Source organism: Saccharothrix saharensis (assembly GCF_006716745.1).
GTDB classification, from domain to species: domain Bacteria; phylum Actinomycetota; class Actinomycetes; order Mycobacteriales; family Pseudonocardiaceae; genus Actinosynnema; species Actinosynnema saharense.
The window spans coordinates 3,777,355-3,801,304 of record NZ_VFPP01000001.1; the positions used below are offsets into that span (position 1 = coordinate 3,777,355).

17 protein-coding genes and 3 rRNA genes are annotated in these 23,950 nt (G+C 69.0%); 8 read left to right on the plus strand and 12 right to left on the minus strand.

Going from position 1 to position 23,950, the window contains the following annotated elements; genetic code table 11:
- Positions 1 to 126: 126 nt before the first annotated feature.
- Complete coding sequence (locus FHX81_RS16195; RefSeq protein ID WP_141978961.1) at positions 127 to 342, plus strand: hypothetical protein; 216 nt, start codon at positions 127 to 129, stop codon at positions 340 to 342.
- A gap of 52 nt (positions 343 to 394) precedes the next feature.
- Here the strand turns inward: FHX81_RS16195 and FHX81_RS16200 are convergent, their stop codons facing one another.
- The 6 genes from FHX81_RS16200 to FHX81_RS16225 form a co-directional block, all read right to left on the minus strand.
- Positions 395 to 1,324, minus strand: a complete 930-nt coding sequence (locus tag FHX81_RS16200; protein ID WP_141978962.1) for an NADP-dependent oxidoreductase — start codon at positions 1,322 to 1,324, stop codon at positions 395 to 397.
- Between the two features lie 12 nt (positions 1,325 to 1,336).
- Positions 1,337 to 4,279, minus strand: a complete 2,943-nt coding sequence (locus FHX81_RS16205; RefSeq protein WP_141978963.1) for a bifunctional [glutamine synthetase] adenylyltransferase/[glutamine synthetase]-adenylyl-L-tyrosine phosphorylase — start codon at positions 4,277 to 4,279, stop codon at positions 1,337 to 1,339.
- A 31-nt stretch (positions 4,280 to 4,310) separates the two neighbouring features.
- Positions 4,311 to 4,535, minus strand: coding sequence for a hypothetical protein (locus FHX81_RS16210; protein WP_141978964.1), 225 nt, complete (start codon positions 4,533 to 4,535; stop codon positions 4,311 to 4,313).
- Positions 4,532 to 5,665: an inorganic phosphate transporter gene (locus FHX81_RS16215; RefSeq protein WP_141978965.1), complete on the minus strand. Its 1,134-nt coding sequence runs from the start codon at positions 5,663 to 5,665 to the stop codon at positions 4,532 to 4,534. Before FHX81_RS16215 ends, FHX81_RS16210 begins: the two co-directional genes overlap by 4 nt.
- A 126-nt stretch (positions 5,666 to 5,791) precedes the next feature.
- On the minus strand, positions 5,792 to 6,529 hold the full coding sequence (locus FHX81_RS16220; RefSeq protein ID WP_170232070.1) for a type 1 glutamine amidotransferase: 738 nt from the start codon (positions 6,527 to 6,529) through the stop codon (positions 5,792 to 5,794).
- Between the two features lie 14 nt (positions 6,530 to 6,543).
- A complete protein-coding gene (locus tag FHX81_RS16225) occupies positions 6,544 to 6,990 on the minus strand; it encodes a rhodanese-like domain-containing protein (RefSeq protein WP_141978966.1) in 447 nt (148 codons plus the stop codon).
- Between the two features lie 79 nt (positions 6,991 to 7,069).
- Here FHX81_RS16225 and FHX81_RS16230 point away from each other — a divergent pair, with 79 nt between their 5' ends.
- Genes FHX81_RS16230 through FHX81_RS16245 form a run of 4 tightly spaced genes read left to right on the plus strand, consistent with a single transcriptional unit; the run spans position 7,070 to position 8,970 of the window.
- Entirely contained in the window at positions 7,070 to 7,534 is a 465-nt protein-coding gene (locus tag FHX81_RS16230) for an Lrp/AsnC family transcriptional regulator (RefSeq protein WP_141978967.1), read from the plus strand.
- A 30-nt stretch (positions 7,535 to 7,564) separates the two neighbouring features.
- Positions 7,565 to 8,167, plus strand: a complete 603-nt coding sequence (locus tag FHX81_RS16235; protein WP_141978968.1) for a hypothetical protein — start codon at positions 7,565 to 7,567, stop codon at positions 8,165 to 8,167.
- A gap of 3 nt (positions 8,168 to 8,170) precedes the next feature.
- A complete protein-coding gene (locus FHX81_RS16240) occupies positions 8,171 to 8,767 on the plus strand; it encodes a hypothetical protein (protein ID WP_141978969.1) in 597 nt (198 codons plus the stop codon).
- The gene (locus FHX81_RS16245; RefSeq protein ID WP_141978970.1) at positions 8,764 to 8,970 is read left to right on the plus strand and encodes a helix-turn-helix domain-containing protein; all 207 of its coding nucleotides are present in this window, start codon (positions 8,764 to 8,766) and stop codon (positions 8,968 to 8,970) included. Before FHX81_RS16240 ends, FHX81_RS16245 begins: the two co-directional genes overlap by 4 nt.
- Here FHX81_RS16245 and FHX81_RS16250 read toward each other — a convergent pair.
- From FHX81_RS16250 to FHX81_RS16275, 6 genes are all read right to left on the minus strand, one after another.
- Positions 8,951 to 9,805 (minus strand): GNAT family N-acetyltransferase, encoded by an 855-nt coding sequence (locus tag FHX81_RS16250; RefSeq protein WP_141978971.1) that lies wholly within the window; start codon positions 9,803 to 9,805, stop codon positions 8,951 to 8,953. The two genes, FHX81_RS16245 and FHX81_RS16250, sit on opposite strands and share 20 nt — an antisense overlap.
- Positions 9,806 to 9,880: 75 nt before the next feature.
- Positions 9,881 to 9,997, minus strand: a 5S ribosomal RNA gene (gene rrf / locus FHX81_RS16255).
- 107 nt (positions 9,998 to 10,104) lie between these two features.
- Positions 10,105 to 13,185 (minus strand): 23S ribosomal RNA (locus tag FHX81_RS16260).
- 345 nt (positions 13,186 to 13,530) lie between these two features.
- Positions 13,531 to 15,048: ribosomal RNA gene (locus FHX81_RS16265) — 16S ribosomal RNA — on the minus strand.
- The 16S, 23S and 5S rRNA genes sit together here, the layout of an rRNA operon.
- 442 nt (positions 15,049 to 15,490) lie before the next feature.
- Positions 15,491 to 19,546: an FkbM family methyltransferase gene (locus tag FHX81_RS16270; RefSeq protein WP_141978972.1), complete on the minus strand. Its 4,056-nt coding sequence runs from the start codon at positions 19,544 to 19,546 to the stop codon at positions 15,491 to 15,493.
- A gap of 59 nt (positions 19,547 to 19,605) precedes the next feature.
- The gene (locus FHX81_RS16275; protein ID WP_141978973.1) at positions 19,606 to 20,949 is read right to left on the minus strand and encodes a glutamine synthetase family protein; all 1,344 of its coding nucleotides are present in this window, start codon (positions 20,947 to 20,949) and stop codon (positions 19,606 to 19,608) included.
- 150 nt (positions 20,950 to 21,099) lie between these two features.
- On the opposite strand from FHX81_RS16275, the gene FHX81_RS16280 reads away from it, so the two are divergent.
- The 3 genes from FHX81_RS16280 to FHX81_RS16290 are packed head-to-tail and all read left to right on the plus strand — an operon-like array spanning position 21,100 to position 23,948.
- A complete protein-coding gene (locus FHX81_RS16280) occupies positions 21,100 to 21,753 on the plus strand; it encodes an LppX_LprAFG lipoprotein (RefSeq protein WP_141978974.1) in 654 nt (217 codons plus the stop codon).
- Between the two features lie 23 nt (positions 21,754 to 21,776).
- On the plus strand, positions 21,777 to 23,303 hold the full coding sequence (locus FHX81_RS16285) for an MFS transporter (protein ID WP_141978975.1): 1,527 nt from the start codon (positions 21,777 to 21,779) through the stop codon (positions 23,301 to 23,303).
- 42 nt (positions 23,304 to 23,345) lie between these two features.
- Positions 23,346 to 23,948, plus strand: coding sequence for an HdeD family acid-resistance protein (locus tag FHX81_RS16290; RefSeq protein ID WP_141978976.1), 603 nt, complete (start codon positions 23,346 to 23,348; stop codon positions 23,946 to 23,948).
- Positions 23,949 to 23,950 lie beyond the last annotated feature (2 nt).

Here is a 23,950-nt window from a genome sequence, read left to right on the forward strand (position 1 = left end):
GGCATAGGGAACACCAATAGTCAATGCGTGGGGCCCCTGGTTCGACGGTGGGTAGCCCCCGATCGACACGCCGTCCCCACCAGGGCTGCCCGTCCCCCGACCGGGGTGGGCGGCTAGGGTCGCGCCGTGTCTGATGACGTCGCAACCCCCGCCCAGGTGCTGTCCACCAACATCTTCGACTCCGCCGCCGAGGCGATCGAGGCGATCGGCGCCGCCGACGTGCTCGGCCTCGGTGTCCGGGTGTCGAACCGCCTCGTCCAGGACGAGGAGTCCGACGACGCGCTCGTCGAGGAGTGGATCGTCGAACTGCTCACCTCGGTCCCGACCGCCGACGAGGAGTGAGACGGCGGAGGGCCCCCGCCCTCGACCGGGACGGGGGTCCTCCACCACCCGCTCACACGGCCAGCACGACCTTGCCCCGCACGTGCTTGCCCTCCAGCAGCCGGTGCGCCTCGGCGGCCTGCTCCAGCGGGAACACCTGCTGCACCTCGACCTTCAACGCCCCCGAACCCGCCTGCTCGGCGAGCCAGTCCAGGTCCGCCCGCACGGGCTTGGCGTAGGCGTACCGACCGCCCAGCTCCAGCACGTTGGTGTCCACGATGGACACGATCCGGGCCGGGTCGCGCACCAGCGCGGGCGAGTCGTTGAGCGCCGCACCGCCGACGCAGTCGAACGCCACGTCGACCTTCCCGTCACCGCCGACGAGCTCGGCCACGTTGTCCACCAGCGCGTCCCCATAAGCCACCGGCTCCACGCCCAGGCCACGCAGGAACCCGTGGTTGCGCGGCGACGCGGTGCCGATCACGCGTGACGCGCCGAGGATCCGCGCCACCTGCACGGCCAGGTGGCCGACACCACCGGCGGCGGCGTGCACGAGGACCGTGTCGCCCGAGGACACCCCGACCTTGCGCAACGCCTGCAACGCGGTGAGGCCGGTCAGCGCGAGGCCACCCGCCTCCTCGAACGACAGCGACGCCGGTTTGTGCGCCAACCCGCGCTCGGTGGCCGCCACCAGCTCGCCGTACGTCCCGTGCTGCACGTGGTCCTTGCGCTGGTAGCCGAACACCTCGTCACCGACGGCGAACCCGTCCACCGCCGGCCCGACGGCCCGGACCACCCCGGCCACGTCCCAGCCGGGGACCAGCGGGAAGTGGCACGGCATCGAACCCGCCACGTACCCCATGCGCACCAGCCGGTCGACCGGGTTCACCCCGGCGGCACGCACCTCGACCAGCACCTGGTCCAACGCGATCGGCGGGTCCGGCAGCTCCCGCAGCACGAGGACATCGGCATCTCCGAATTCGGTCTGCGCGATCGCTTTCACGGACCCCAGTGTTCAGGACCCGTAGAAGATGCGCTCGATCACGGCCCGCGCGCGGCGCGTGGTGCGCCGGTAGGCGTCCAGGAACTCGCCGGGCTCACCCGCGTGCCCCATCGCCGACGCCACGCCCGCCAGGTCGCGCCCGACGGTGGGCAACTGGTCGCCGGCCTTGCCCTTCACCAGCATCACGGCGTTGCGCGCCCGGGTCGCCACCTCCCACGCCTCCCGCAGCGCCGACGAGTCGTCCTCGGACACCAGCCCCGCCTCGGTCGCCGCACGCAGCCCGCGCACGGTCGACGGCGTGCGCAGGCCCGGCACCTCGAACGCGTGCTGGAGCTGCAGCAGCTGCACGGTCCACTCGACGTCGGCGAGCCCGCCGCGGCCCAGCTTGGTGTGGGTGGACGGGTCGGCGCCGCGCGGCAGCCGCTCGGCCTCGACGCGAGCCTTGATGCGCCGGATCTCCCGCACGGCCCCGGCGTCCAGCCCCTTCGCCGGGTACCGCACCGGGTCGATCATCTCGACGAACCGCGCGCCGAGGTCGGCGTCGCCGCCGATGACGCGGGCCCGCAGCAACGCCTGCGCCTCCCACAGCTCGGCCCACTGCGCGTAGTAGGCCCGGTAGGAGTCGAGCGTGCGCACCAGGGGCCCTTGCCTGCCCTCCGGCCGCAGGTCGGTGTCCACCTGCAACGGCGGGTCCTGGCTGGGCGCGCTGAGCAACCGCCGCACCTGCTCCACCACGGACGACGCGTACCGGGCGGCGTCCGCGTCGCTCACCCCCGGCGCGGGCTCGCACACGAACATCACGTCGGCGTCCGAGCCGTACCCCAGCTCGCGCCCGCCGAGCCGGCCCATGCCGATGACCGCGATGGACGCCGCAGGCTCACCCGCCGACCGCACCACCGCGTCCAGCGCCGCCTGCAACACCGCCACCCACACCTCGGACAGCGACACGCACACCGTCCGCAGCGGCACCAGCCCGAGCAGGTCGGCCGACGCCACCCGCAGCAGCTCCTGGCGGCGCAACGACCGGGCCGCGGTGACCGCGCGGTCCAGGTCCCGGTACCGGGACACGGCGCTGCGCAGCGGGTTGCCGATCGTCATCGGGTCGCGGCCGACCAGCGCGTCGGTGTCGGCCAGCAGTGGCAGCACCTCCGGCGCGCGGACCAGCAGGTCCGGCACGAGCTTCGAGGTGCCCAGCAGCGCGGCCAGCCGGTCGACCACCGTGCCCTCGTCCCGCAGCAGCCGCAGGTACCAGGGCGTCTCGGCCAGCGCCTCGGACACCTTCCGGTACGCCAGCAGACCCCGATCCGGGTCCGGCGTGGTCGCGAACAGGTCGAGCAGCACGGGCAGCAGCGCCGTCTGGATCCGCGCCCGCCGGGAAACGCCCCTGGTCAGCGCCTCGATGTGCTTCAGCGCGCCGTCCGGGGCGGCGTAGCCCAGCGCGGCGAGCCGTGCCGCGGCCTGGGACGTCGTCAGCCGCAACGCCTCGGTCGGCACGTTCGCGACGGCCTGCAGCAGCGGCCGGTAGAACAGCTTCTCGTGCAGCCTGCGCACCTGGTTGGCGCGCTTGCGGAACTCGGTGAGCAGCACCTGGCCCTCCGACAGCCCGCCCTCGGCCTGCAACCCGGACGCGCGCGCCAGCCACCGCAGCGCGGCCACGTCGTCGTCGGCGGGGAACAGGTGGGTGCGCAGCAGCCGCTGCAACTGCAACCGGTGCTCCAACGTGCGCAGGAACCGGTAGGCGCGGCCGAAGTCGGCGGCGTCCGCGCGACCGATGTACCCGCCGCGCCCCAACGCGGCCAACGCCTGCGTGGTCGTGGTGATGCGCAGCTCCTCGTCACCGCGACCGTGCACGAGTTGCAGCAGCTGCACGGCGAACTCGACGTCACGCAGCCCACCCCGGCCCAGCTTCAGCTCCCGGTCGGTCAGGTCGGCGGGCACGTGGTCCTCGACGCGGCGGCGCATGGCCTGCACGTCGGGCACGAAGTCCTCCCGCTCGGCGGCCGTCCACACCAGGGGCCGCACCACGTCCATGTACCGCCGGCCCAGCTCCTCGTCACCGGCCACCGGTCGCGCCTTGAGCAGCGCCTGGAACTCCCACGTCCGCGCCCACCGCTGGTAGTAGGTGGCGTGGCCGTCCAGCGTGCGCACCAGCGCGCCCGCCTTGCCCTCCGGCCGCAGCGCCGCGTCCACCTCGAAGCACGCCTGCCCGGCGACCTGCATCACCGCGCCGGCCAGCCGGGTCGCCACGGCCAGGTCGCCCTCGCCGACGAACACCACGTCCACGTCGCTGACGTAGTTCAGCTCCCGCGCGCCGCACTTGCCCATCGCGATCACCGCGAGCCGGCACTCGTCCGACCGCGGCACCTGTCGCCCGGCGACGTCCAGCGCGGCCCGCAACGCGGCCACCGCCAGGTCCGACAGCAGGCTGGCCACGTCGTCGTAGTTGACGTAGAGCTGCTCCGGCTCGACCACGTGCGCCAGGTCCGCGGCGGCGATCCGGCACAGCAGCGCCCGATACTCCAGCCGCAGCGCCTTCACGGCGTCCGCGCCGGTCAGCCCCTCGACCGCGGCGACCAGGGCGGGCGCGAACAACCGGGCGTCCACCGGTTCGTCGTCCACCAGGCCGTGCCAGCGGTCGGGGTTGGCGACCAGGAAGTCCGACAGCGCGGTGGACGAGCCGAGCACTGCCAGCAGCCGGCCGCGCAACGCCTCGCTGTCGCGCAACGCCTGGTCCAGCTCGGGCCAGGCGTCGCCGAGCGCCTCCCGCAACCGGTCGACCCCGCGCAGCGCCAGGTCCGGGTCCGGGCTGCGGGACAGCGCCACCAGGATCGGCTCGTTGCCCTCGCTCGGCCGGCGACCCTCCCACCAGCCGGCCGCGTGCAGGTGCTCACCGCTGCGGGCCTCGGTCAGGCCGAACCGCGCGGGGGACGTGGGGAGACGGGCTGGATCGGTCATCGCCGAACACCGTAGCCCGCCGGGGGTCCGGTCAGCCGGCCACGATCAAGTAGATACCGAACAACACCACGGTCACGCACGCCAGCAGGCACACCGCCGCGGCGACCGTCGGCAGCGCGGTCGACGCCTGGCGCTCCTGCGCCGCCTCCCGCGCCGACAGCGCCCGCAGGCCGCCCGAGAACAGCAGGACCAGCCCCAGCACCACCGCGAGGCTCACGCCGAACACGGCGCCCAATGCCGCCCAGTCGATCTTCACGCTGCCACCTTGTGCGTCTCGGCCTGCGCCGCGATCTCGTCCACCACGTGCTCGGGCCGCACCGGTTCCCGGCGCGACAGCAGCCAGATCACCAGCGACATTCCCACACCGGCCGCCGCCACGGCGACCACGCCCACCGTGCCCAGGGACGCGACCTTGCCCGCGAGCGCGCCGACCAGGCCCGCCGCCGGCAGCGTCAGCCCCCACGCCGCGGCCATCCGACCGGCCACGCCCCACCGCACGCCGTCGCGCTGGCGGCCCAGGCCGGAGCCCATGATGCCGCCGGACGCCACGTGCGTCGTGGACAGCGCGAACCCCAGGTGCGAGGACGCCATGATCACGGTCGCCGCACTGGTCTGGGCGGCGAAGCCCTGCGGCGCCTCGATCGTGGTCAGGCCCGAGCCCAGGGTCTTGGTGATCCGCCACCCGCCCAGGTACGTGCCCAGCGCGATGGCGATCGCCGCGCTCAGGATCACCCACAGCGGCGGCTCGGAGCCGGGCGCGAGCGTGCCCGCGGTGATCAGGGTCAGCGTGATGATGCCCATCGTCTTCTGGGCGTCGTTCGTGCCGTGCGCCAGCGACATGAGCGCGGCGGACGCGATCTGGCCCGCCTTGAATCCCTTGTCGGTCACCGACCTGCGGGCCCGCTTGGTCAGCCGGTAGGTCAGGTAGGTGGCCAGCATCGCCACGATGCCCGCCACCAGGGGCGCGGCGATCGCGGGCGCCACGACCTTGTCCACGACCTTCGCGAAGTGCACCGCGTCGGCGCCCGAGGCGATCCAGGTCGCCCCGATCAGACCGCCGAACAGGGCGTGCGACGAGCTCGACGGCAGCCCGACGTACCAGGTCACCAGGTTCCACATGATGGCGCCGATCAACCCGCCGAACACGATCGCGGGCGTGATTCTGGCGTCGTCGACGATCCCGCCGGAGATGGTCTTGGCCACCTCGACCGACAGCAACGCTCCCACCAGGTTCAACACCGCGGAGAACGCGACGGCCGTGCGGGGCCGCAGCGCGCCGGTGGCGATGGAGGTCGCCATCGAGTTCGCGGTGTCGTGGAAGCCGTTGGTGAAGTCGAAGACCAGAGCTGTGATGACCACGATGATGACGAGGAGCGAGGCATCCACGCTGATTCCTCCAACTGAATCGACACAGTCGAAGGTAAACGCTACCCGTCTGGCCGATGAACACTCACAACGACGAGGTGAACGCTACCTGTCCGAACGATGAACGCTCACATCGGTGGAGGTTCGTCACACCAGCGGCAGGCTCCGGTGGATCGTCAGCTCACCGGCCGCCAGGCGCACGAATCGTTCGGCAAACGGTTGCCACACCTCCCGGATGTCCTCGTGCCCCTCGGCCAGCCGGACCGGGTCGAGCACCCCCGGACGCACACCTTCCACGGCCTCTGGGTACCCCGCCGCCCAACCCAGAACCACTTCCGGCGTGGTCTCGATGTGGAACTGCACGCCGTAGGCGCGATCACCCACCCGGAACGCCTGGTTGGCGCACTTCGGGGACGACGCGAGCAGCACCGCGGTCGGCGGCAGGAACCCGACCTCGTCCTCGTGGAACTGGAGCACGTCCGGCGTCCACGGCAGGTCGTTGAACAACGGGTCGCCGCTCGCCGCGTCCCGCTTGGCGACCAGCTGCACGCCGATCTCGGGCCCCTGCGGGCTGCGCCGCACCTGCCCGCCGGTGGCCACGGCGAGCAGTTGCGCGCCGAGGCAGACGGCCAGCAGCGGCACGTTCTTCGACACGGCGTGCGACAGGAGCTTGCGCACATCGGCCAGCCACGGGTGCACGGCGTCGTCCAACGCCCCCATGGCACCGCCCAGGCACACCACGCCCTGGTAGCCGTCCAGCGTGTCGGGGACCGGGTCCTCGTAGGGCTTCACCACGTCCAGCACCGCCCCGGCGGCGGTCAGCCACTCGCCGAGGCGGGCGGGCGGGTCGTCGGCATCGGGCTGCAGCACGAGCAAGCGCGTCACCCGTCCGAGGGTAGTCAGCAGTCGCAGGCGATCCCGTGCGGGTTCACGTGTGCGCCCGCGGCCACCGTCCCACCCTCCACGGGGTAGCCGGACGCGTGCCAGGTCGTGATGCCACCGGCCAGCCGCTTCACCTTGAACCCGAGCCGCGACAGCTTGAGCGCGCCCTTGGTGGCCGCGTTGCACTCGAAGCTCTCGCAGTAGCAGACGTAGACCAGGTCCCGGTCCCAGCCCGCGGTCGTGGTCTCGTCCACGTCCCAGTGCGGGAGGTTGATCGCGCCGGGGATGCGCAGGCGGGCGAACGCCTCGGCACTGCGGGTCTCGACGAGCCGGAACCCCTCGGTCGTGCCGGCCAGGAGGTCGCGGACCACGTCGTCCGGGTCGGCCTCGAAGGCCAGCTCGGCGGCGAAGAACGCGGCGGCGGCAGCGGGGTCGGCGGCGGGGAAGCGGAGCGTGTTGTTCATGGGTAGATCGTCGCTGACCAGCGTGTTCTTCCCCATGGAGAACTCCAGGCGTCGACCGCGATCCGCTTACGATTCCACGGTGGAACTGGACGATCTGGATTGGAAGTTGTTGGAGCTGCTCCAGCGCGACGGCCGGATGACGTTCACCGAGCTGGCCAGGCGGGTCTCCCTGTCCGCACCCGCGACGACCGAGCGCGTGCGGCGGCTGGAGCAGGCCGGGATCGTCACCGGCTACGTCGCGGTGGTCGACACCCACCGGCTCGGGTTGCCGATCGAGGCCATCGTGCGGGTGCGGGTCCGCAGCCTGGACACGCCGCGGTTCCGCGAGCGGGTGGTGACGCTGGCTCAGGTGCGCGACGCCGACCACGTGACCGGCGACGACTGCTGGCTGCTGCGCGTGGTGTGCCGGTCGATGGTCGAGCTGGAGGAGTTCGTCGAGCAGGCGCAGCGGTACGGCGACACGACCACGTCCCTGGTGTTCTCCTCCCACGCCCGCAACCGGCCCGTGACGCGGGAGGTCTTCGGGGGTATCGTTTCTCGATAACATCGATAAACGATATGCGGGGGGCATGTCATGTCGAAGGGGAACCTCTTACAACCGCTGGCCAACACGGCGTCCATGGTCTTCACGGTGACCGCCGGCGCGCTCGTGATCGGCACGGTGGCCCGCCTGTACGTGATGATCACCCAGCCGGTGTGCTTCGTCGCGCGGAACTGGCCGTACGACGGGGAGGAGCAGGGCCTCGCCCCGGGCACCACGCTGGACGGGGTGCGCGAGGTGTGGCTGTGCGTGCAGGAACCCGCGCTCTGGCAGCGGTTGACCGGCTTCGTCGCCGACGTGGTCGCCTGGTACGCCTACGCCTCCACGCTGCTGGTGCTCCTGCTGCTGCTCAAGCGCGCGGCCGGCGAAGGCGTCCACACCGTCGACACGGCGGTCCGCGTGCGGCGGCTCGGCCACTGCCTGTTGTGGGCGGTACTCGGGGCGACGTGGGTCGAGTCGATCGCACGCACCACGTTGGTGCACGCCGCGGTCACCTACGACGCCGGCGCACTCTCGTTCCTCGGGGAGTGGGACGTCCCGTGGTGGGCGGTGGTCACCGGAGCCGGCCTGCTGACGCTTGCGAAGATCATGCGCACGGGCGCGGACATGCGGGCCGACCTCGAAGGGACGGTGTGAGCGTTGGCGCGCAACCCGTTGCAGCCGTTCACCAGCCTGGTGCGGTTCCTGTGGTCCGTCGCCGCCGTGGGCGTCCTGCTCGGCACGTGGCAGAAGTTCGGCGACGTGTGCTTCTCGTCGGCCGTGATCGCCGGCAGCTTCAGCGCGGAGTACCAGGGAGGGGGAACGTTGCGCGCCGGGGCGTCCACCCACCCGGCGGAGCTGCGCTACTGCCTGGCCGAGCCCAGTTCCGGCGACCGCGTGCTCAGCGCCTTCGACCGCGCGCCATCCTGGTTCGCCTACGCCGCGCTGTTCTTCCTGCTGATGAGGTTGCTCGAGCGCGCTTTCGAAGAAGGCATCCACACCGCGGCGACCTCCGACCGGTTGCGTCGGCTCGGGTGGTTCACCCTCCTGGCCCTGCCGCTGGTGACGTTGGTCGAAGCCCTGGTCCGCACCCTGCTGCTGAGGCGCGCCGTCACGTTCGACGTGCCCCTGGGCGAGTTCCTGTTCGACTGGTCCGTGCCGTGGTGGGCGGTGGTGACGGGAGTCGGTCTGCTGTCGCTTGCGAAGATCATGCGCACGAGCGCGGACATGCGCGCGGACCTGGAGGGAACCGTGTGAGCATCCAGGTGCACCTGGACCGGCTGCTGGCCGAGCGCGGCATGACGTTGACCGAGTTGGCGGACCGGGTCGGCGTGACCGTGGTCAACCTGTCGATCCTCAAGAACGGCCGGGCCAGGGCGATCCGGTTCAGCACGTTGACCGCCCTGTGCGACGCGTTGGACTGCCAGCCGGGCGACCTGCTCAGCCACCGGCGGGGGTGAACACGAACTCCGCCGAGTCGACCACCGCCCGGAACCCGATCCGCTGGTAGATCGAGTTCGACGTCGGGTTCGCCAGGTCGGTGTAGAGGACGACGTGCTCCGCGCCGTGCTCGCGCGCCCACAACGCGCACGCCGCGGTGACGGCCGCGCCGTAGCCGTGCCTGCGGTGCTCCGGCGGGGTGTAGACGGGGCCGATGCGGGACATGCCGGACGCCGGGGCGCTCGCACCGGCCCACGCCACCGGTGTGTCGCCCTGGTACCAGATCAGGTGACCGTTCCCGGCCGCCATGCTGATGTTCACCATGAGCCGGGACCGCTCCACGCTGTCCACCTCGGCCGTCTGGACGGCCGCCTCCTCGGCGAAGGCGGTGCGCCAGCGGCTGAGCAGGTCGAGGTCGTCCGAGGTCGCCAGGCGGGCCGCGCCGGGAACGTCGGGGACGGTGAGGTCGCCGAGCTGGTAGAGGCGCAACGCCATGTGCTCGCGGGCGCCGCAGCCGGTGCGGGCGGCCCAGGCGACGACGAAAGCCTCTGCCGAGTCACGCGGCCCGTTGACGCCGGGGAGTTCCACGGCACCGGCCAGGGCGTCCGCGACGACCTCGGCCCACTCCGGTGCGACACCGCTCAGCGTCAGCGGCCACGGCGGTGTGCGCAGGGCCGCGGCCACCAGCACGCCGTCCTCCGTGACGCTGACCAGCAGCGGCGGCTCGTCCTCGGGTGCCGCGTGGTTGAGCCTGCGGTCGATCGCGGCGATCGGGATCGTGTGGAACACCGGGTCGGCGTTGAAGAAGTCCCCGGTCAGCGCCCAGAACTCCGCCAGGTCATCGTGTCTCGTCACCTCGGCCACCACCGGACCGTAACGCAAAAAACCCGTAGGGGCACTCGAATAACGAGTGCCCCTACGGGGAAGAATGCTCGGCGGCGTCCTACTCTCCCACACCCTCACGAGTGCAGTACCATCGGCGCTGGAAGGCTTAACTACCGGGTTCGGAATGGGACCGGGTGTTCCCCAACCGCTATGACCACCGAAACACTATGAAATTACCAACCCGTAGGCACCCGACCAGACACTCTCGTGCCCGACCAGATGGTCCGGTTCGGTTCTTTCAGAACCGCACAGTGGATGCGTAGCGTCTTCGTAACAAGTCCTCGGCCTATTAGTACCGGTCAACTCCAGCCGTTACCGACCTTCCATCTCCGGCCTATCAACCCAATAGTCTCTTGGGGGCCTTAACCCACAAAGGGTGGGATACCTCATCTAGGAACAGGCTTCCCGCTTAGATGCTTTCAGCGGTTATCCCTTCCGAACGTAGCCAACCAGCAATGCCCTTGGCAGGACAACTGGCACACCAGAGGTCCGTCCGTCCCGGTCCTCTCGTACTAGGGACAGCCTTCCGCAAGTATCCTACGCGCGCGGCGGATAGGGACCGAACTGTCTCACGACGTTCTAAACCCAGCTCGCGTACCGCTTTAATGGGCGAACAGCCCAACCCTTGGGACCTACTCCAGCCCCAGGATGCGACGAGCCGACATCGAGGTGCCAAACCATGCCGTCGATATGGACTCTTGGGCAAGATCAGCCTGTTATCCCCGGGGTACCTTTTATCCGTTGAGCGACCACGCTTCCACAAGCCATGGCCGGATCACTAGTTCCGACTTTCGTCCCTGCTCGACCCGTCGGTCTCACAGTCAAGCCCCCTTGTGCACTTGCACTCGACACCTGATTGCCAACCAGGCTGAGGGAACCTTTGAGCGCCTCCGTTACCCTTTGGGAGGCAACCGCCCCAGTTAAACTACCCACCAGGCACTGTCCCTGATCCGGATCACGGACCGAGGTTAGACATCCAGTACGACCAGAGTGGTATTTCAACGACGACTCCACCATGACTGGCGTCACAGCTTCACAGTCTCCCACCTATCCTACACAAGCCGAACCGAACACCAATACCAAGCTATAGTAAAGGTCCCGGGGTCTTTCCGTCCTGCCGCGCGTAACGAGCATCTTTACTCGTAATGCAATTTCGCCGGGCCTGTGGTTGAGACAGTCGAGAAGTCGTTACGCCATTCGTGCAGGTCGGAACTTACCCGACAAGGAATTTCGCTACCTTAGGATGGTTATAGTTACCACCGCCGTTTACTGGCGCTTAAGTTCTCAGCTTCGCCCCGAAGAGCTAACCGGTCCCCTTAACGTTCCAGCACCGGGCAGGCGTCAGTCCGTATACATCGTCTTGCGACTTCGCACGGACCTGTGTTTTTAGTAAACAGTCGCTTCTCGCTGGTCTCTGCGGCCGAAAAATCCTAGCCCGCAAGGGGCTTCAAATCCCTCGGCCCCCCTTCTCCCGAAGTTACGGGGGCATTTTGCCGAGTTCCTTAACCACAGTTCGCCCGATCGCCTCGGTATTCTCTACCTGACCACCTGTGTCGGTTTGGGGTACGGGCCGCATGAACACTCACTAGAGGCTTTTCTCGGCAGCATGGGATCACCCTACTTCGCCTCAATCGGCTATGCATCACGTCTCAGCCTATATGCAGCACGGATTTGCCTATGCTACGGCCTACACGCTTACACCAGTACTACCACTCACTGGCGGAGCTACCCTCCTGCGTCACCCCATCGCTTGACTACTACAAGTTCAGGTCCCGCGCTCCACGTAGTCCATCATCCGAAGAATCAGAACAGGCTTCGGGCGGTTAGTATCACAAGGTTCGCCATGGGCGCGTTCACACGGGTACGGGAATATCAACCCGTTGTCCATCGACTACGCCTGTCGGCCTCGCCTTAGGTCCCGACTTACCCTGGGCGGATTAGCCTGGCCCAGGAACCCTTGGTCATCCGGCGGCAGAGTTTCTCACTCTGCTTTCGCTACTCATGCCTGCATTCTCACTCGTCCAGCCTCCACCACTAGGTTCCCCTGCAGCTTCAGTGGCTGAACGACGCTCCCCTACCCATCCAGAGACAAGCTCTGAATGACACGGCTTCGGCGGTGTGCTTAAGCCCCGCTACATTGTCGGCGCAGGACCACTTGACCAGTGAGCTATTACGCACTCTTTAAAGGGTGGCTGCTTCTAAGCCAACCTCCTGGTTGTCTGGGCGACCCCACATCCTTTCCCACTTAGCACACACTTAGGGGCCTTAGCCGGCGTTCTGGGCTGTTTCCCTCTCGACTACGAAGCTTATCCCCCGCAGTCTCACTGCCGCGCTCTCACGTACCGGCATTCGGAGTTTGGTTGATTTCGGTAAGCTTGTGGGCCCCCTAGACCATCCAGTGCTCTACCTCCGGCACGAAACACACGACGCTGCACCTAAATGCATTTCGGGGAGAACCAGCTATCACGGAGTTTGATTGGCCTTTCACCCCTAACCACAGCTCATCCCCCAGGTTTTCAACCCTGGTGGGTTCGGGCCTCCACGCGGTCTTACCCACGCTTCACCCTGGCCATGGCTAGATCACTCCGCTTCGGGTCTAGACCACGCGACTCTGTCGCCCTATTCGGACTCGCTTTCGCTACGGCTACCCCACACGGGTTAACCTCGCCACGCAGCACTAACTCGCAGGCTCATTCTTCAAAAGGCACGCCGTCACCCCTAAAGGCTCCGACGGATTGTAGGCACACGGTTTCAGGTACTATTTCACTCCCCTCCCGGGGTACTTTTCACCTTTCCCTCACGGTACTAGTCCGCTATCGGTCACCAGGGAGTATTCAGGCTTAGCGGGTGGTCCCGCCAGATTCACAGCAAATTCCACGAGCTCGCTGCTACTTGGGAACATCACTAGGAGATGTCGGGTTTTCACGTACGGGACTTTCACCCTCTACGGCCACGCTTTCCAGACGCGTTCCGCTAACCACGACATTTTATGACTCCTTGCCAGTCCGGCAGAACTAGCCAGTAAGTCCCACGACCCCGTACACGCAACCCCTGCCGGGTATCACACGAATACGGTTTAGCCTCTTCCGCTTTCGCTCGCCACTACTCACGGAATCACGGTTGTTTTCTCTTCCTGCGGGTACTGAGATGTTTCACTTCCCCGCGTTCCCTCCACATACCCTATGTGTTCAGGTATGGGTGACCCCACATGACTGGGGCCGGGTTTCCCCATTCGGAAATTCTTGGATCTCAGCTCGGTTGACAGCTCCCCAAGACTTATCGCAGTCTCCTACGTCCTTCATCGGCTCCTGGTGCCAAGGCATCCACCGTGTGCCCTTAATAACTTGCCACAAAGATGCTCGCATCCACTGTGCAGTTCTCAAAGAACAACCAGACACCACCCCGCTACTGCCAACGCCTACCCAGTCACCTGAGCGGTTCGAAGGCGGAGGTCGCCCTGTCGTTTCTCGCTGAAAGAGACACTCACGTGTTCCCTCAGGACCCAACAGCGTACCGAACAGAAACCCTGAACCCTCCACGGACCCTTCCACGCTCCCGAAGGAACAGTACTAACTCCGCGAACAACCCGAGGTTCTACATTAGCCAGCATCCACAATATTGAGCTCCACCCGACGATCGTTCGCCGTCGGCATGGCCCTCCACCCTGGCAAGCCAGGATGAGAGATGCTCCTTAGAAAGGAGGTGATCCAGCCGCACCTTCCGGTACGGCTACCTTGTTACGACTTCGTCCCAATCGCCAGTCCCACCTTCGACCGCTCCCCCCAGCAAGCTGGTTGGGCCACGGGCTTCGGGTGTTACCGACTTTCGTGACGTGACGGGCGGTGTGTACAAGGCCCGGGAACGTATTCACCGCAGCGTTGCTGATCTGCGATTACTAGCGACTCCGACTTCACGGGGTCGAGTTGCAGACCCCGATCCGAACTGAGACCGGCTTTGTGGGATTCGCTCCACCTCACGGCTTAGCAGCCCTCTGTACCGGCCATTGTAGCATGTGTGAAGCCCTGGACATAAGGGGCATGATGACTTGACGTCATCCCCACCTTCCTCCGAGTTGACCCCGGCAGTCTCCCATGAGTCCCCGCCATTACGCGCTGGCAACATGGAACGAGGGTTGCGCTCGTTGCGGGACTTAACCCAACATCTCACGACACGAGCTGACGACAGCCATGCACCACCTGTACACCAGTCCGAAGAGGCCTACATCTCTGCAGGTTTCCGGTGCATGTCAAGCCCAGGTAAGGTTCTTCGCGTTGCATCGAATTAATCCACATGCTCCGCCGCTTGTGCGGGCCCCCGTCAATTCCTTTGAGTTTTAGCCTTGCGGCCGTACTCCCCAGGCGGGGTGCTTAATGCGTTAGCTGCGGCACGGAGGACGTGGAAGTCCCCCACACCTAGCACCCACCGTTTACGGCGTGGACTACCAGGGTATCTAATCCTGTTCGCTCCCCACGCTTTCGCTCCTCAGCGTCAGTATCGGCCCAGAGACCCGCCTTCGCCACCGGTGTTCCTCCTGATATCTGCGCATTTCACCGCTACACCAGGAATTCCAGTCTCCCCTGCCGAACTCAAGTCTGCCCGTATCGACTGCAGGCTCCACGTTAAGCGTGAAGTTTTCACAGCCGACGCAACAAACCGCCTACGAGCTCTTTACGCCCAATAATTCCGGACAACGCTCGCACCCTACGTATTACCGCGGCTGCTGGCACGTAGTTAGCCGGTGCTTCTTCTGCAGGTACCGTCACTTGCGCTTCGTCCCTGCTGAAAGAGGTTTACAACCCGAAGGCCGTCATCCCTCACGCGGCGTCGCTGCATCAGGCTTTCGCCCATTGTGCAATATTCCCCACTGCTGCCTCCCGTAGGAGTCTGGGCCGTGTCTCAGTCCCAGTGTGGCCGGTCACCCTCTCAGGCCGGCTACCCGTCGTCGCCTTGGTAGGCCATTACCCCACCAACAAGCTGATAGGCCGCGGGTCCATCCTGTACCGCCGGAACTTTCCACCCACCACCATGCGGAGGCAGGTCATATCCGGTATTAGACCTAGTTTCCCAGGCTTATCCCAGAGTACAGGGCAGGTTACCCACGTGTTACTCACCCGTTCGCCGCTCGTGTACCCCGAAGGGCCTTACCGCTCGACTTGCATGTGTTAAGCACGCCGCCAGCGTTCGTCCTGAGCCAGGATCAAACTCTCCAATAAGGAATGAGTTCGATCGCTCCGAACAACACTGACAAGTAATGTCAGTTGTCCAGTAACAATCTCAAAGGAAACCTCTTGACGAGGTTCATAAATTTACTGGCTATTCGGCACGCTGTTGAGTTCTCAAAGAACACGCGCTCACCATCTTGTCCCGCGTCTTACCGCGGTTCATTCCGGGGCTTTGTGTTTCGTTCTGGTTGAAGCTTAGCTCGTTCGTTTTCGCGGTGTCAAATCGGCCGGTTTCGGCTTCTCGGCTCCGCGATGAACTCGCTTTGCATTCACTTTGTTCTGTTTCCAGAGCGGAGGCAGCACGCTGTGCTGCTTATTCGTTTCTGGGAGCTGACGCCGCAGTAGTGTACTCGGCCCGATTCGCGGTGTCAACCGCTCGTTCCGAGGTTCTTGCTGGCGACTCGGTAAAAGTTACTCATGACCTTCGCCGGTGTCAAATCGCCTGGTCAGCGGCCTGCCGGAGGGGTACGGCGACCTGCGGGCCGGGGCCCTTGGGCGTCACGGGACGCGGTCGCAGCCACAGCGAGGTGGTCCGCATGCCCTCCATCGCGGCCACGATCTGCTCCGGCGTGGCGGGCTCGCGGGTCGCCACGGGCACCAGGTCGTAGCCCCAGATGCGGAACTCCTTCAGGACCGTGACCGGATCGTCGCCGAAGCCCTCCGTCGCCGAGGCGGAGAACTCGAGGAACACGTGCGGCCGATCCCGGCGCAGCAGGCGCACGAGTCCGGCCAACGCCCGGTGGCCACGGCCCGGCGCGTCCACCCGGACCACCGACAGCCTGCGGCCCTGCAACGACGGCACGGCTTCCAGCTCCTTGTCGAGCCTGGTGGCACGCACGCGCGGCACGTCCTCGCCCGCCCCTTCCGGCAGCGGCTCGACCGACACCCCGCCGGTCAACGACGGCCTGGTGGTCAGCTCGCCGGTGCTCTCCCACGCGGCGGCGTCGACCAGCACGAGCTGCTGCGCCACCCGTTCGGGCAGGTTCACGTCGACGTTGTGCCGCAGCAGGGCCCGCGCGGACGGGCACGGTTCGACCGCGACCACCGCGCCACCCGTGCCGAACCGGCTGAGCATCCGCACGGTCTGGTACCCCACGTACGCGCCGACGTCGAGGAAGATGCCGTCCGGCTCGACCACCGAGTCGATCAGCTCCGACAGGTCGGTCTCCCACACCCCGTTGCTGGACAGCATCGGGAGCATGAACGCGTCGTCCGCCGGCAGGCGCAGCAGGCCGACGTCGGTCAGCACGAGCGAGCTGCGCGGCACGACCTCGCCGTGCCGCTCGTGCTCGCGCACCACCACGCGGCGCAGGGCGTCGGCGGTCTGCTGTGCCTGGTTGGCGGCGCGGAGCCCGGCGTCGAGCCTGGCGTCACGCTCCCGGAACGCGTCCACGACCTTGGCCTCGAGCGAGTCGATCCGGTCCAGGGTGCGCTCGAGGGCGACGGCGAGCTTGTCGATGCGCTGGGCCAGGGCGTCGCCCTGCTTGGCGCGCTTCGCCGCCTCGGCGACCACGGCGTCCTCGATCTCGCGCAGCCGCCGTCCCTGGCCTGCCATGTCGGCGCGGACCCGGACCACGCCGTCGTCGATGCCCACGAGCTGGTCGGCGAGGTGGCCCTGGTGCTCGGTGTGCTGTTCCAGCTCGGCGCGCAGCACCTCCAGCTCGCCGAGGCCGATGCCGGTGGACATGTCGTCCTGGCGGCGGACCACCTCGGAGACCGTGCGCTCGACCCCGTCGACCAGCGACGTGAGCACGTTGCGCATGTGGTTGTCGTAGTGGTCGAGGACGCGCAGGACGACCTTGCGCAGTTGCGGCGCCATGGGCGTGCGGCTGGCCGTGCCGACGTCGGGTTGGCGCAGCAGGGCGTGCTTGGCCGAGTGCAGCGCCTTGAGCGGGTCGACGGTCGGCGCGGGCTTCGCGCGGCGGGCGCGCCAGCCGCGGTAGGCGTGCTCGACGCGGTCGCGGAGGACTTCGCCGATCTTGGCGACGTCACGGGTGGCGCGGAGGTGGTCGCGCCCCTTGATGCCGATCGCGACGGCCGTGGGCAGGTCGTCGGCGAGGGCGCGCATGAGCTTGGCGGCGGCCTGGACGTCGGGTTCGACGCCTTGGCGGCACGGCACGAAGATCGCGGCGGCCTTGTCGAACTGCTCGGCGACCGCGCCGTGGTCGGAGGTCAGGATCGGCGTGGCGCGGGCGGCGTGCCCGGCGAGGGTGTGCGCGATCCGGTCGCACGCGCCACCGCGGTGCAGGTGGACGAGGCAGTCGACGGGGCCCAGTGTGTCGACCAGCTCGATGCGCGGGTCGGCGGCGGTGGCCAGGCGCAGGCGTTCGGCGGCTTCGGGGTGCGCGTCGGCGTGGGTGACCTCGATGCGCAGCGTGACGTCGTTGCGGTCGGGGAAGGCGGAGAGGAACGCGGAGACCGCGCCCAGCACGTTGCCCGCGCGGTCGACGGCGTGGTCGGCGAGGGCACCGAAGATCACGCCTTCGTGTGACTCGCGAGGCTGGTCTTCGGCTGGGGGGACGGGCAGCGGGAGGACGCGGACCGTCGGGCCGCCCTGGCGTTCGAGGGTGGCGCGGGTCGTCTCGGAGGGGACCCAGAGCTCGGCGGCGTCGGTCGGCTGCTCGTCGTCGAGGAGGTAGTCGACCACGAAGCGGCTGTCCGGGACGCGCTCGGTGGTGCCTCCGACGCGGATGACGACCGGGTAGCCGGCGGTGGTGGAGGTGGGCAGGCCGGAGGCGCGTGCGGCGGCGTGGACGAGGTCGGCGATCGGGCCGGTGCCGAGGACGGAGACGCCGAGCTGGTCGTGCAGGACGGTGGCCTCGGTGCGGGGGCGGGGCACGGCGTCGACCGGCAACCGGCCCGCCGCGACGCCGACGCTCGCGCACCAGTCGCGGAACGCCGGGGCGTCCGCGCCGAACGGGTCGGGGAACTGGGTGCGCAGGGCCGGGTCGGAACGCCAGAGGGCGGCGGCCCAGCGCGTGCTGCCGGGGAGGTCGGGTGCCGGTTCGCTGGCCCAGGCCACGAACCCGGCTCCGCCGTCGGGGCCGAAGGCGGGGGGTGGGGTGGTGCGGGCCGGGGACGCGGCGGGGCCGGCGGCCGGTCTGGTGGTGGAGCCGGGGGTTGAGGGGCGCGCGGGCTGATCGGTCGAGGACGGCGCGGTCGAGGACTCGGGCAGGGCTGCGGGCTCGGGCCGGTCAGCGGCGGCACGCTCGGGCTGGTCGCCGGGAGCGCGCTCGACTTCACCGGCGGCAGGCGGAGGCAGCGTCCCCGAGGACCCGGGGGAAGCGACCCGCTCGACCTGGTCGGCGGCGGGCGTGGGCGGCTCGGGCCGGCCGGTGGGGACAGCGGTGCCGTTGGTGGCGTCCGTGGCGGGGCGGTCGGTCGCCGGGGTCGCCTCGGCCGGCGGTGCGGCGGCTGCGGTGCCGTTGGTGGTGGGGGGCGTGGCGGACGGCCGGACGTCGTTCGGCGGCGTCGCGGGCTCGGGGGCCGGTGGCTCGCCGGGGGTCCAGCCTTCGGGGCTGAAGGCGGAGCCCGGGTGGGAGCGGGCGGTGGTGCGGTAGTCCGCGCGCAGGGCGTCCGGGATCTGGGTGCCGTCGGCGAGTTGGCCGAAGCCGTAGCGGACCCGTTGGGGTGAGTGGCCCTTGCGCACCAGTTCGGCCCGGTAGGTCGTGCACAGCTCGGCCAGCAGCGGGTGTTCGGAGAGCAGGACGCGGGGGCGGTCGGTGAAGTCGGCGGACAGCAGCCACGGGCGGTGGGGGTCGAAGCCCGCGAAGTGGACCGTGCGGATCGGCTCGCCGAGGGTGGTCAGGGTGCCGTCGGGGCGGCGGTGCAGGTCGCGCTGGGCGGCGTTCCACACCGACAGGCCGACCGTGGCGTCACGCAGCACGTGCAGGTTGACCAGGGCGGGTGCCATGTCCAAGACGGCCTTGGTGGCGTCCGGGGTGCGGCGCAGCTGGTCGGCCAGCGAGCGCAGGAACGGCTCGGCACCCGGCGCGACCAGCAGGAAACCCGGGTCGAAGACGCCCGTTTCGAGCAGCTCGGTCGGCGTGGGGCGCAGGCCGTCGTCCGGCAACGGGCGCAGCGCCCTCGGCAGCAGCACGAGCGGGCCGCGGCGGACCGCGGACTCGACCACGTCGGTCAGCGGGCCGAGGACCTGCACCCACGGGTCCAGGCACAGCACCGGCACGCCCTGGCCCAGCAGTTGCTCCAGCAGCTTGGGCCGCAGCGCCCCGCACAGCTGAGCGGCCGTGCAGCCGGTCGCCAGTTCCGCCAGCTCTTCCCGGCTCATCCCCAGGTCGGCGGGGGTGACCAGGCCCGGGCCGGAGTGCTCCGGCGCGGCGTCGACCACCAGCGCCAGGAACCTGGCCTGCGGGTGGTTGGCCAGGAACGAGCTGGACAGCACCTTCACCGCGGGCAGGTCGGCGGCGGTGGCCACCGTGCAGGCGATGAACGTGGGACGGGATTCCGGACGCGCGGGCACCTCGGTCACGGTCTGCAAACCTAGCTTCTCCGAGTGCCCGGTGTGCACCACCCGCACAGGCGTCTCCCTCACAGGACGGGCAACAGGTTGCGCAGCTCGTACGGCGTCACGCTGCGTCGGTACCCGTCCCACTCGGCCCGCTTGTTGCGCAGGAAGAAGTCGTACACGTGCTCGCCCAGCGCTTCGGGGAGCAGTTCGGAGTTCTCCATCTCGGTCAACGCCTCGCCGAGGTTCTGCGGCAGGTTGTCGTACCCGGCGGCGCGCCGCTCCCGGTCGGTCAGCGACCACACGTCGTCCTCGGCGGGCGGCGGCAGCTCGTAGCCCTTCTCGATGCCCTTGAGCCCGGCCGCCAGGATCACCGCGTACGCCAGGTACGGGTTGCAGGCCGAGTCGAGGGAGCGGATCTCCACCCGGCGCGACGACGACTTGCCCGGCGAGTACATCGGCACGCGCACCAGCGCGGACCGGTTCGCGTGGCCCCAGCACACGGCCGTCGGCGCTTCGCCGCCCACGATCAGGCGCTTGTAGGAGTTCACCCACTGGTTGGTCACGCCGGAGATCTCGCGGGCGTGCTTCAACAGGCCGGCGACGAACATCTTGCCGGTGTCGGAGAGCTGGTACGGGTCCTCGGCGTCGTAGAACGCGTTGCGGTCGCCCTCGAACAGGCTGACGTGCGTGTGCATGCCGCTGCCGGGCTGGTCGGTGAACGGCTTCGGCATGAACGAGGCGCGCACGCCCTGCGTGATCGCGACCTCCTTGATCACGTACCGGAACGTCATCACGTTGTCGGCCATGGTCAGGGCGTCGGCGTAGCGCAGGTCGATCTCCTGCTGGCCGGGCGCGCCCTCGTGGTGGCTGAACTCGACCGAGATGCCCATCGCCTCCAGCGCCTCGATGGCGTGGCGGCGGAAGTGGGTCGCGGTCTCGTGGCTGGTCTGGTCGAAGAAACCGCCGTTGTCGGCCGGGACGGGCTCGCTCCCGTCGTCCGGCAGACCCTTGAGCAGGAAGAACTCCATCTCGGGGTGCACGTAGCAGGTGAAGCCCGCTTCGCTGGCCTTGGCCAGGGTGCGGCGCAGCACGTGCCGCGGGTCGGCCCACGACGGCGCGCCGTCCGGCATGGCGATGTCGCAGAACATCCGCGCCGAGTAGTGGCTCTTGTCCGGCGTCTGCCACGGCAGCACCTGGAACGTCGACGGGTCGGGCTTGGCCACCATGTCCGACTCGTACACGCGGGCGAAGCCCTCGATGGCCGAGCCGTCGAAGCCGATGCCCTCGCTGAAGGCGCCTTCGAGCTCCGCGGGTGCGATCGCCACCGACTTGAGGAAGCCCAGGACGTCGGTGAACCAGAGCCGGACGAACCGGATGTCGCGTTCCTCGAGGGTGCGGAGCACGAACTCCTGCTGGCGGTTCATGACACGAAGCCTAGGTAAGGGAGGTCAACGGCGCGTTGCCGACTCGGCCGAACGTGCTGGGCCGTTTGCCGCGCCGAGAAGAATACGCAGGTCAGGGCCTTGCGGAAGCGTTCGGCCGTGCTGTCGGGTGGCTGGATCTACGATGCACCCATGCTCCCTCGTCGCGCCCTGATCGGGTCGCTCGTGCTCGCACTCGTGGCGGGCTGCACGTCGTCCGGTGGTGGCGGCGGTTCCCTGCCCGACGGGCCGGACCTGCTGGCCAAGGCGTCCGCCGGGATGAAGTCGGTGACCAGCACGCACTTCACCATCAAGGTGGACGGCGAGCTGCCGGGCGTGACGGTGAAGGACGCCGAGGGCGACCTGAACGCCGAGGGCCAGTCGCAGGGCCGGGCGAAGGTGGAGCAGTTCGGCCAGTTGATCGAGGTCGAGTACGTGCTGGTCGAGCGGGACCTGTACTTCAAGGGCCCGACCGGCGGGTTCACCAAGCTGCCCGCGGCGCTGGCGGGCCAGGTGTACGACCCGACCGCGATCCTGGACCCGGACAAGGGCGTGGCCAAGGTGCTGGCCGACGCGCGGGACGCGAGGACGGTGTCGGACGACGACGGGGTGGCGGTGGTCGAGGCGACCGTGCCGAAGGACGTGGTCGCCGGGCTGGTGCCGGGCATCGACGCCGACGTGGCCTCGCGGTTCTCGCTGAAGGACGAGCGGGTGCAGCAGGCGCTGTTCACCCTGCCGAGCGGGGCGAAGGTGACGATCGAGCTGTCCGACTTCAACAAGCCCGTCACCGTTTCGCCGCCCGCGTGAGCCCTGCCGTGGACGGTTCGGCGATGAACGCGGTCAAGGCGCGGCGGCTGGCGATCGGGGCCGGTGCGGCGGCGGTGCTGCTGGGCGCGCTGGACGCGTACGTGGTCGTCGGCGTGCTCGTGGACATGGTGCGCGACCTGGGCATCCCGGTGAACCACCTGGAACGCGCCACGCCCGTGGTGACCGGGTACCTGCTCGGCTACGTGGCCGGGATGCCGTTGCTGGGGCAGCTCTCGGACCGGTTCGGGCGGCGGCTGGTGCTGCACCTGTGCCTGGTCGGGTTCGCGGTGGGCTCGGCGGTGACGGCGCTGGCGGGTGACCTGCCGCTGCTGGTGGCCGGGCGGGTGGTGCAGGGCCTGGCCGGTGGCGCGTTGCTGCCGGTGACGATGGCGCTGGTCGCGGACCTGTGGGCGGCGGAACGGCGCGCGTCGGCGTTGGGCGTGGTGGGCGCGGCTCAGGAGCTGGGCAGCGTGCTGGGCACGCTGTACGGCGTCGGGTTGGCGTCGTTGTTCAACGCCTGGTCGTTCTTCGAGTCGGTGGAGCCGCAGAGCTGGCGGTGGGTGTTCTGGGTGAACCTGCCGCTGGCGGCGGTGGCGATGGTGGTCGTGCAGCTCACCGTGCCGCGGTCGGCCCGGTCGTCGGTGCGGATCGACTTCGTCGGTGGCGGGCTGCTGGCACTGGCGCTGTCGCTGCTGGTGGTGGCGCTCTACAACCCCGACCCGTCGCGGTCGGTGCTGCCGTCGTGGGGTTGGCCCGCGCTGGGCGCGTCGGCGGTGGTGTTCGCCGGGTTCGTGCTGTGGGAGCGGCGGTCGCCGGTGCGGCTGCTCGACCCGGCCGGGGTGGCGATGGGGCCGTTCCTGGCGTCGCTGGGCGTGTCGTCGGCGACCGGTGCGGCGTTGATGGTGACGTTGGTGGACGTGGAGCTGTTCGCGCAGACCGTGCTGGGGCGCGACTCGGCCGCGGCGGCGGCCATGCTGGCGCGGTTCCTGATCGCGTTGCCGGTGGGCGCGCTGGTCGGCGGGTGGCTCGCGGCGCGCACGCGGTCGGGTGACCGGTGGGTGTCGTTCGCGGGGCTGGTGATCGCGGGCGCGGCCTACGCGCTGATCGCGCGGTGGCCCGCTTCGGTGACGTCGTTCGTGGTGGGGCGGGACCTGGCGGTGGCCGGGTTCGGGCTGGGGCTGGTGATCGCGCCGGTGTCGGCGGCGGTGCTGCGGGTCGTGCCGGCGGCGCAGCACGGTGTCGCGTCGGCCGCCGTGGTCGTGGCGCGGATGACCGGGATGCTGGTCGGGGTGGCCGGGTTGTCGGCCTGGGGGCTGCACCGGTTCCGCGAGCTGACGGCGGACTTGAACACTCCGCTGCCGTTCGGGCTCACGCCGGAGGAGTTCGCCGAGCAGGCGGCGGCCTACCGCGAGGCGCTGACGGCGGCGTTGCTGACCGAGTACCACGAGATCTTCTGGATCACGGCGGTGATCTGCGGCATCGGCGCGGTGGTGTCGCTGCTGCTGCCCCGGGCCGGGTCGACCGCGGGAACGAACCACTCGGACGAGTGAACCGACCCTGCGTGGGCGGGTGGGTCGACGGACCATGGCCGCATGACACATCCCGATGCGAACACCGCTGGTCAGGCCGGACGCGGCGACGCGGAGGCCGGCCGCGGGCGAACGTTGTGGATCACCTTCGGGGTGATCACCCTGTTGATCGGCGTGGCCGTGCTGCTGTGGCCGGGGCTCACGCTGGTGACGGCGGCCGTGCTGTTCGGCCTGGAGATGCTCATCACCGGCGTGTTCTGGCTGGTCGGCTCGTTCACCGGCGGTGAACCGGGGCGGCAGCGCTGGCTGATGGCGGTGGCCGGGCTGCTGGCGCTGGTCGCGGGCATCCTGTGCCTGCGCGCGCCGTTCCAGACGATCGCGGTGCTGGCGCTGCTGCTCGGCGTGACCTGGGTCGTCGGCGGCGTGGCGGAGATCTTCCACGGGTTCGGCAAGAGCGGGTGGGCCGTGTTCTCCGGCGCGATCACCGCGCTCGGCGGGGTCGTGGTGCTGGTGTGGCCGGTGGCGAGCCTGATCGCGCTGGTCTGGCTGCTCGCCGTGGTGCTGATCGTGTTCGGGGCGATGGCCATCGCGGGCGGCGTCGGCGCGAACCGCAAGCCGCGCGCCAGGACGGCGGCCGCGCCCACCGGGACGACGGCCACCGCCTGACG

Excerpts from the sequence above, each read along its gene's own strand:
- FHX81_RS16205 (WP_141978963.1), bottom strand. The coding sequence starts at position 4,279 with ATGACCGATCCAGCCCGTCTCCCCACGTCCCCCGCGCGGTTCGGCCTG.
- FHX81_RS16225 (WP_141978966.1), bottom strand. The coding sequence starts at position 6,990 with ATGAACAACACGCTCCGCTTCCCCGCCGCCGACCCCGCTGCCGCCGCC.
- FHX81_RS16235 (WP_141978968.1), top strand. The coding sequence starts at position 7,565 with ATGTCGAAGGGGAACCTCTTACAACCGCTGGCCAACACGGCGTCCATG.
- FHX81_RS16275 (WP_141978973.1), bottom strand. The coding sequence starts at position 20,949 with ATGAACCGCCAGCAGGAGTTCGTGCTCCGCACCCTCGAGGAACGCGAC.
- FHX81_RS16280 (WP_141978974.1), top strand. The coding sequence starts at position 21,100 with ATGCTCCCTCGTCGCGCCCTGATCGGGTCGCTCGTGCTCGCACTCGTG.
- FHX81_RS16285 (WP_141978975.1), top strand. The coding sequence starts at position 21,777 with ATGAACGCGGTCAAGGCGCGGCGGCTGGCGATCGGGGCCGGTGCGGCG.
- FHX81_RS16290 (WP_141978976.1), top strand. The coding sequence starts at position 23,346 with ATGACACATCCCGATGCGAACACCGCTGGTCAGGCCGGACGCGGCGAC.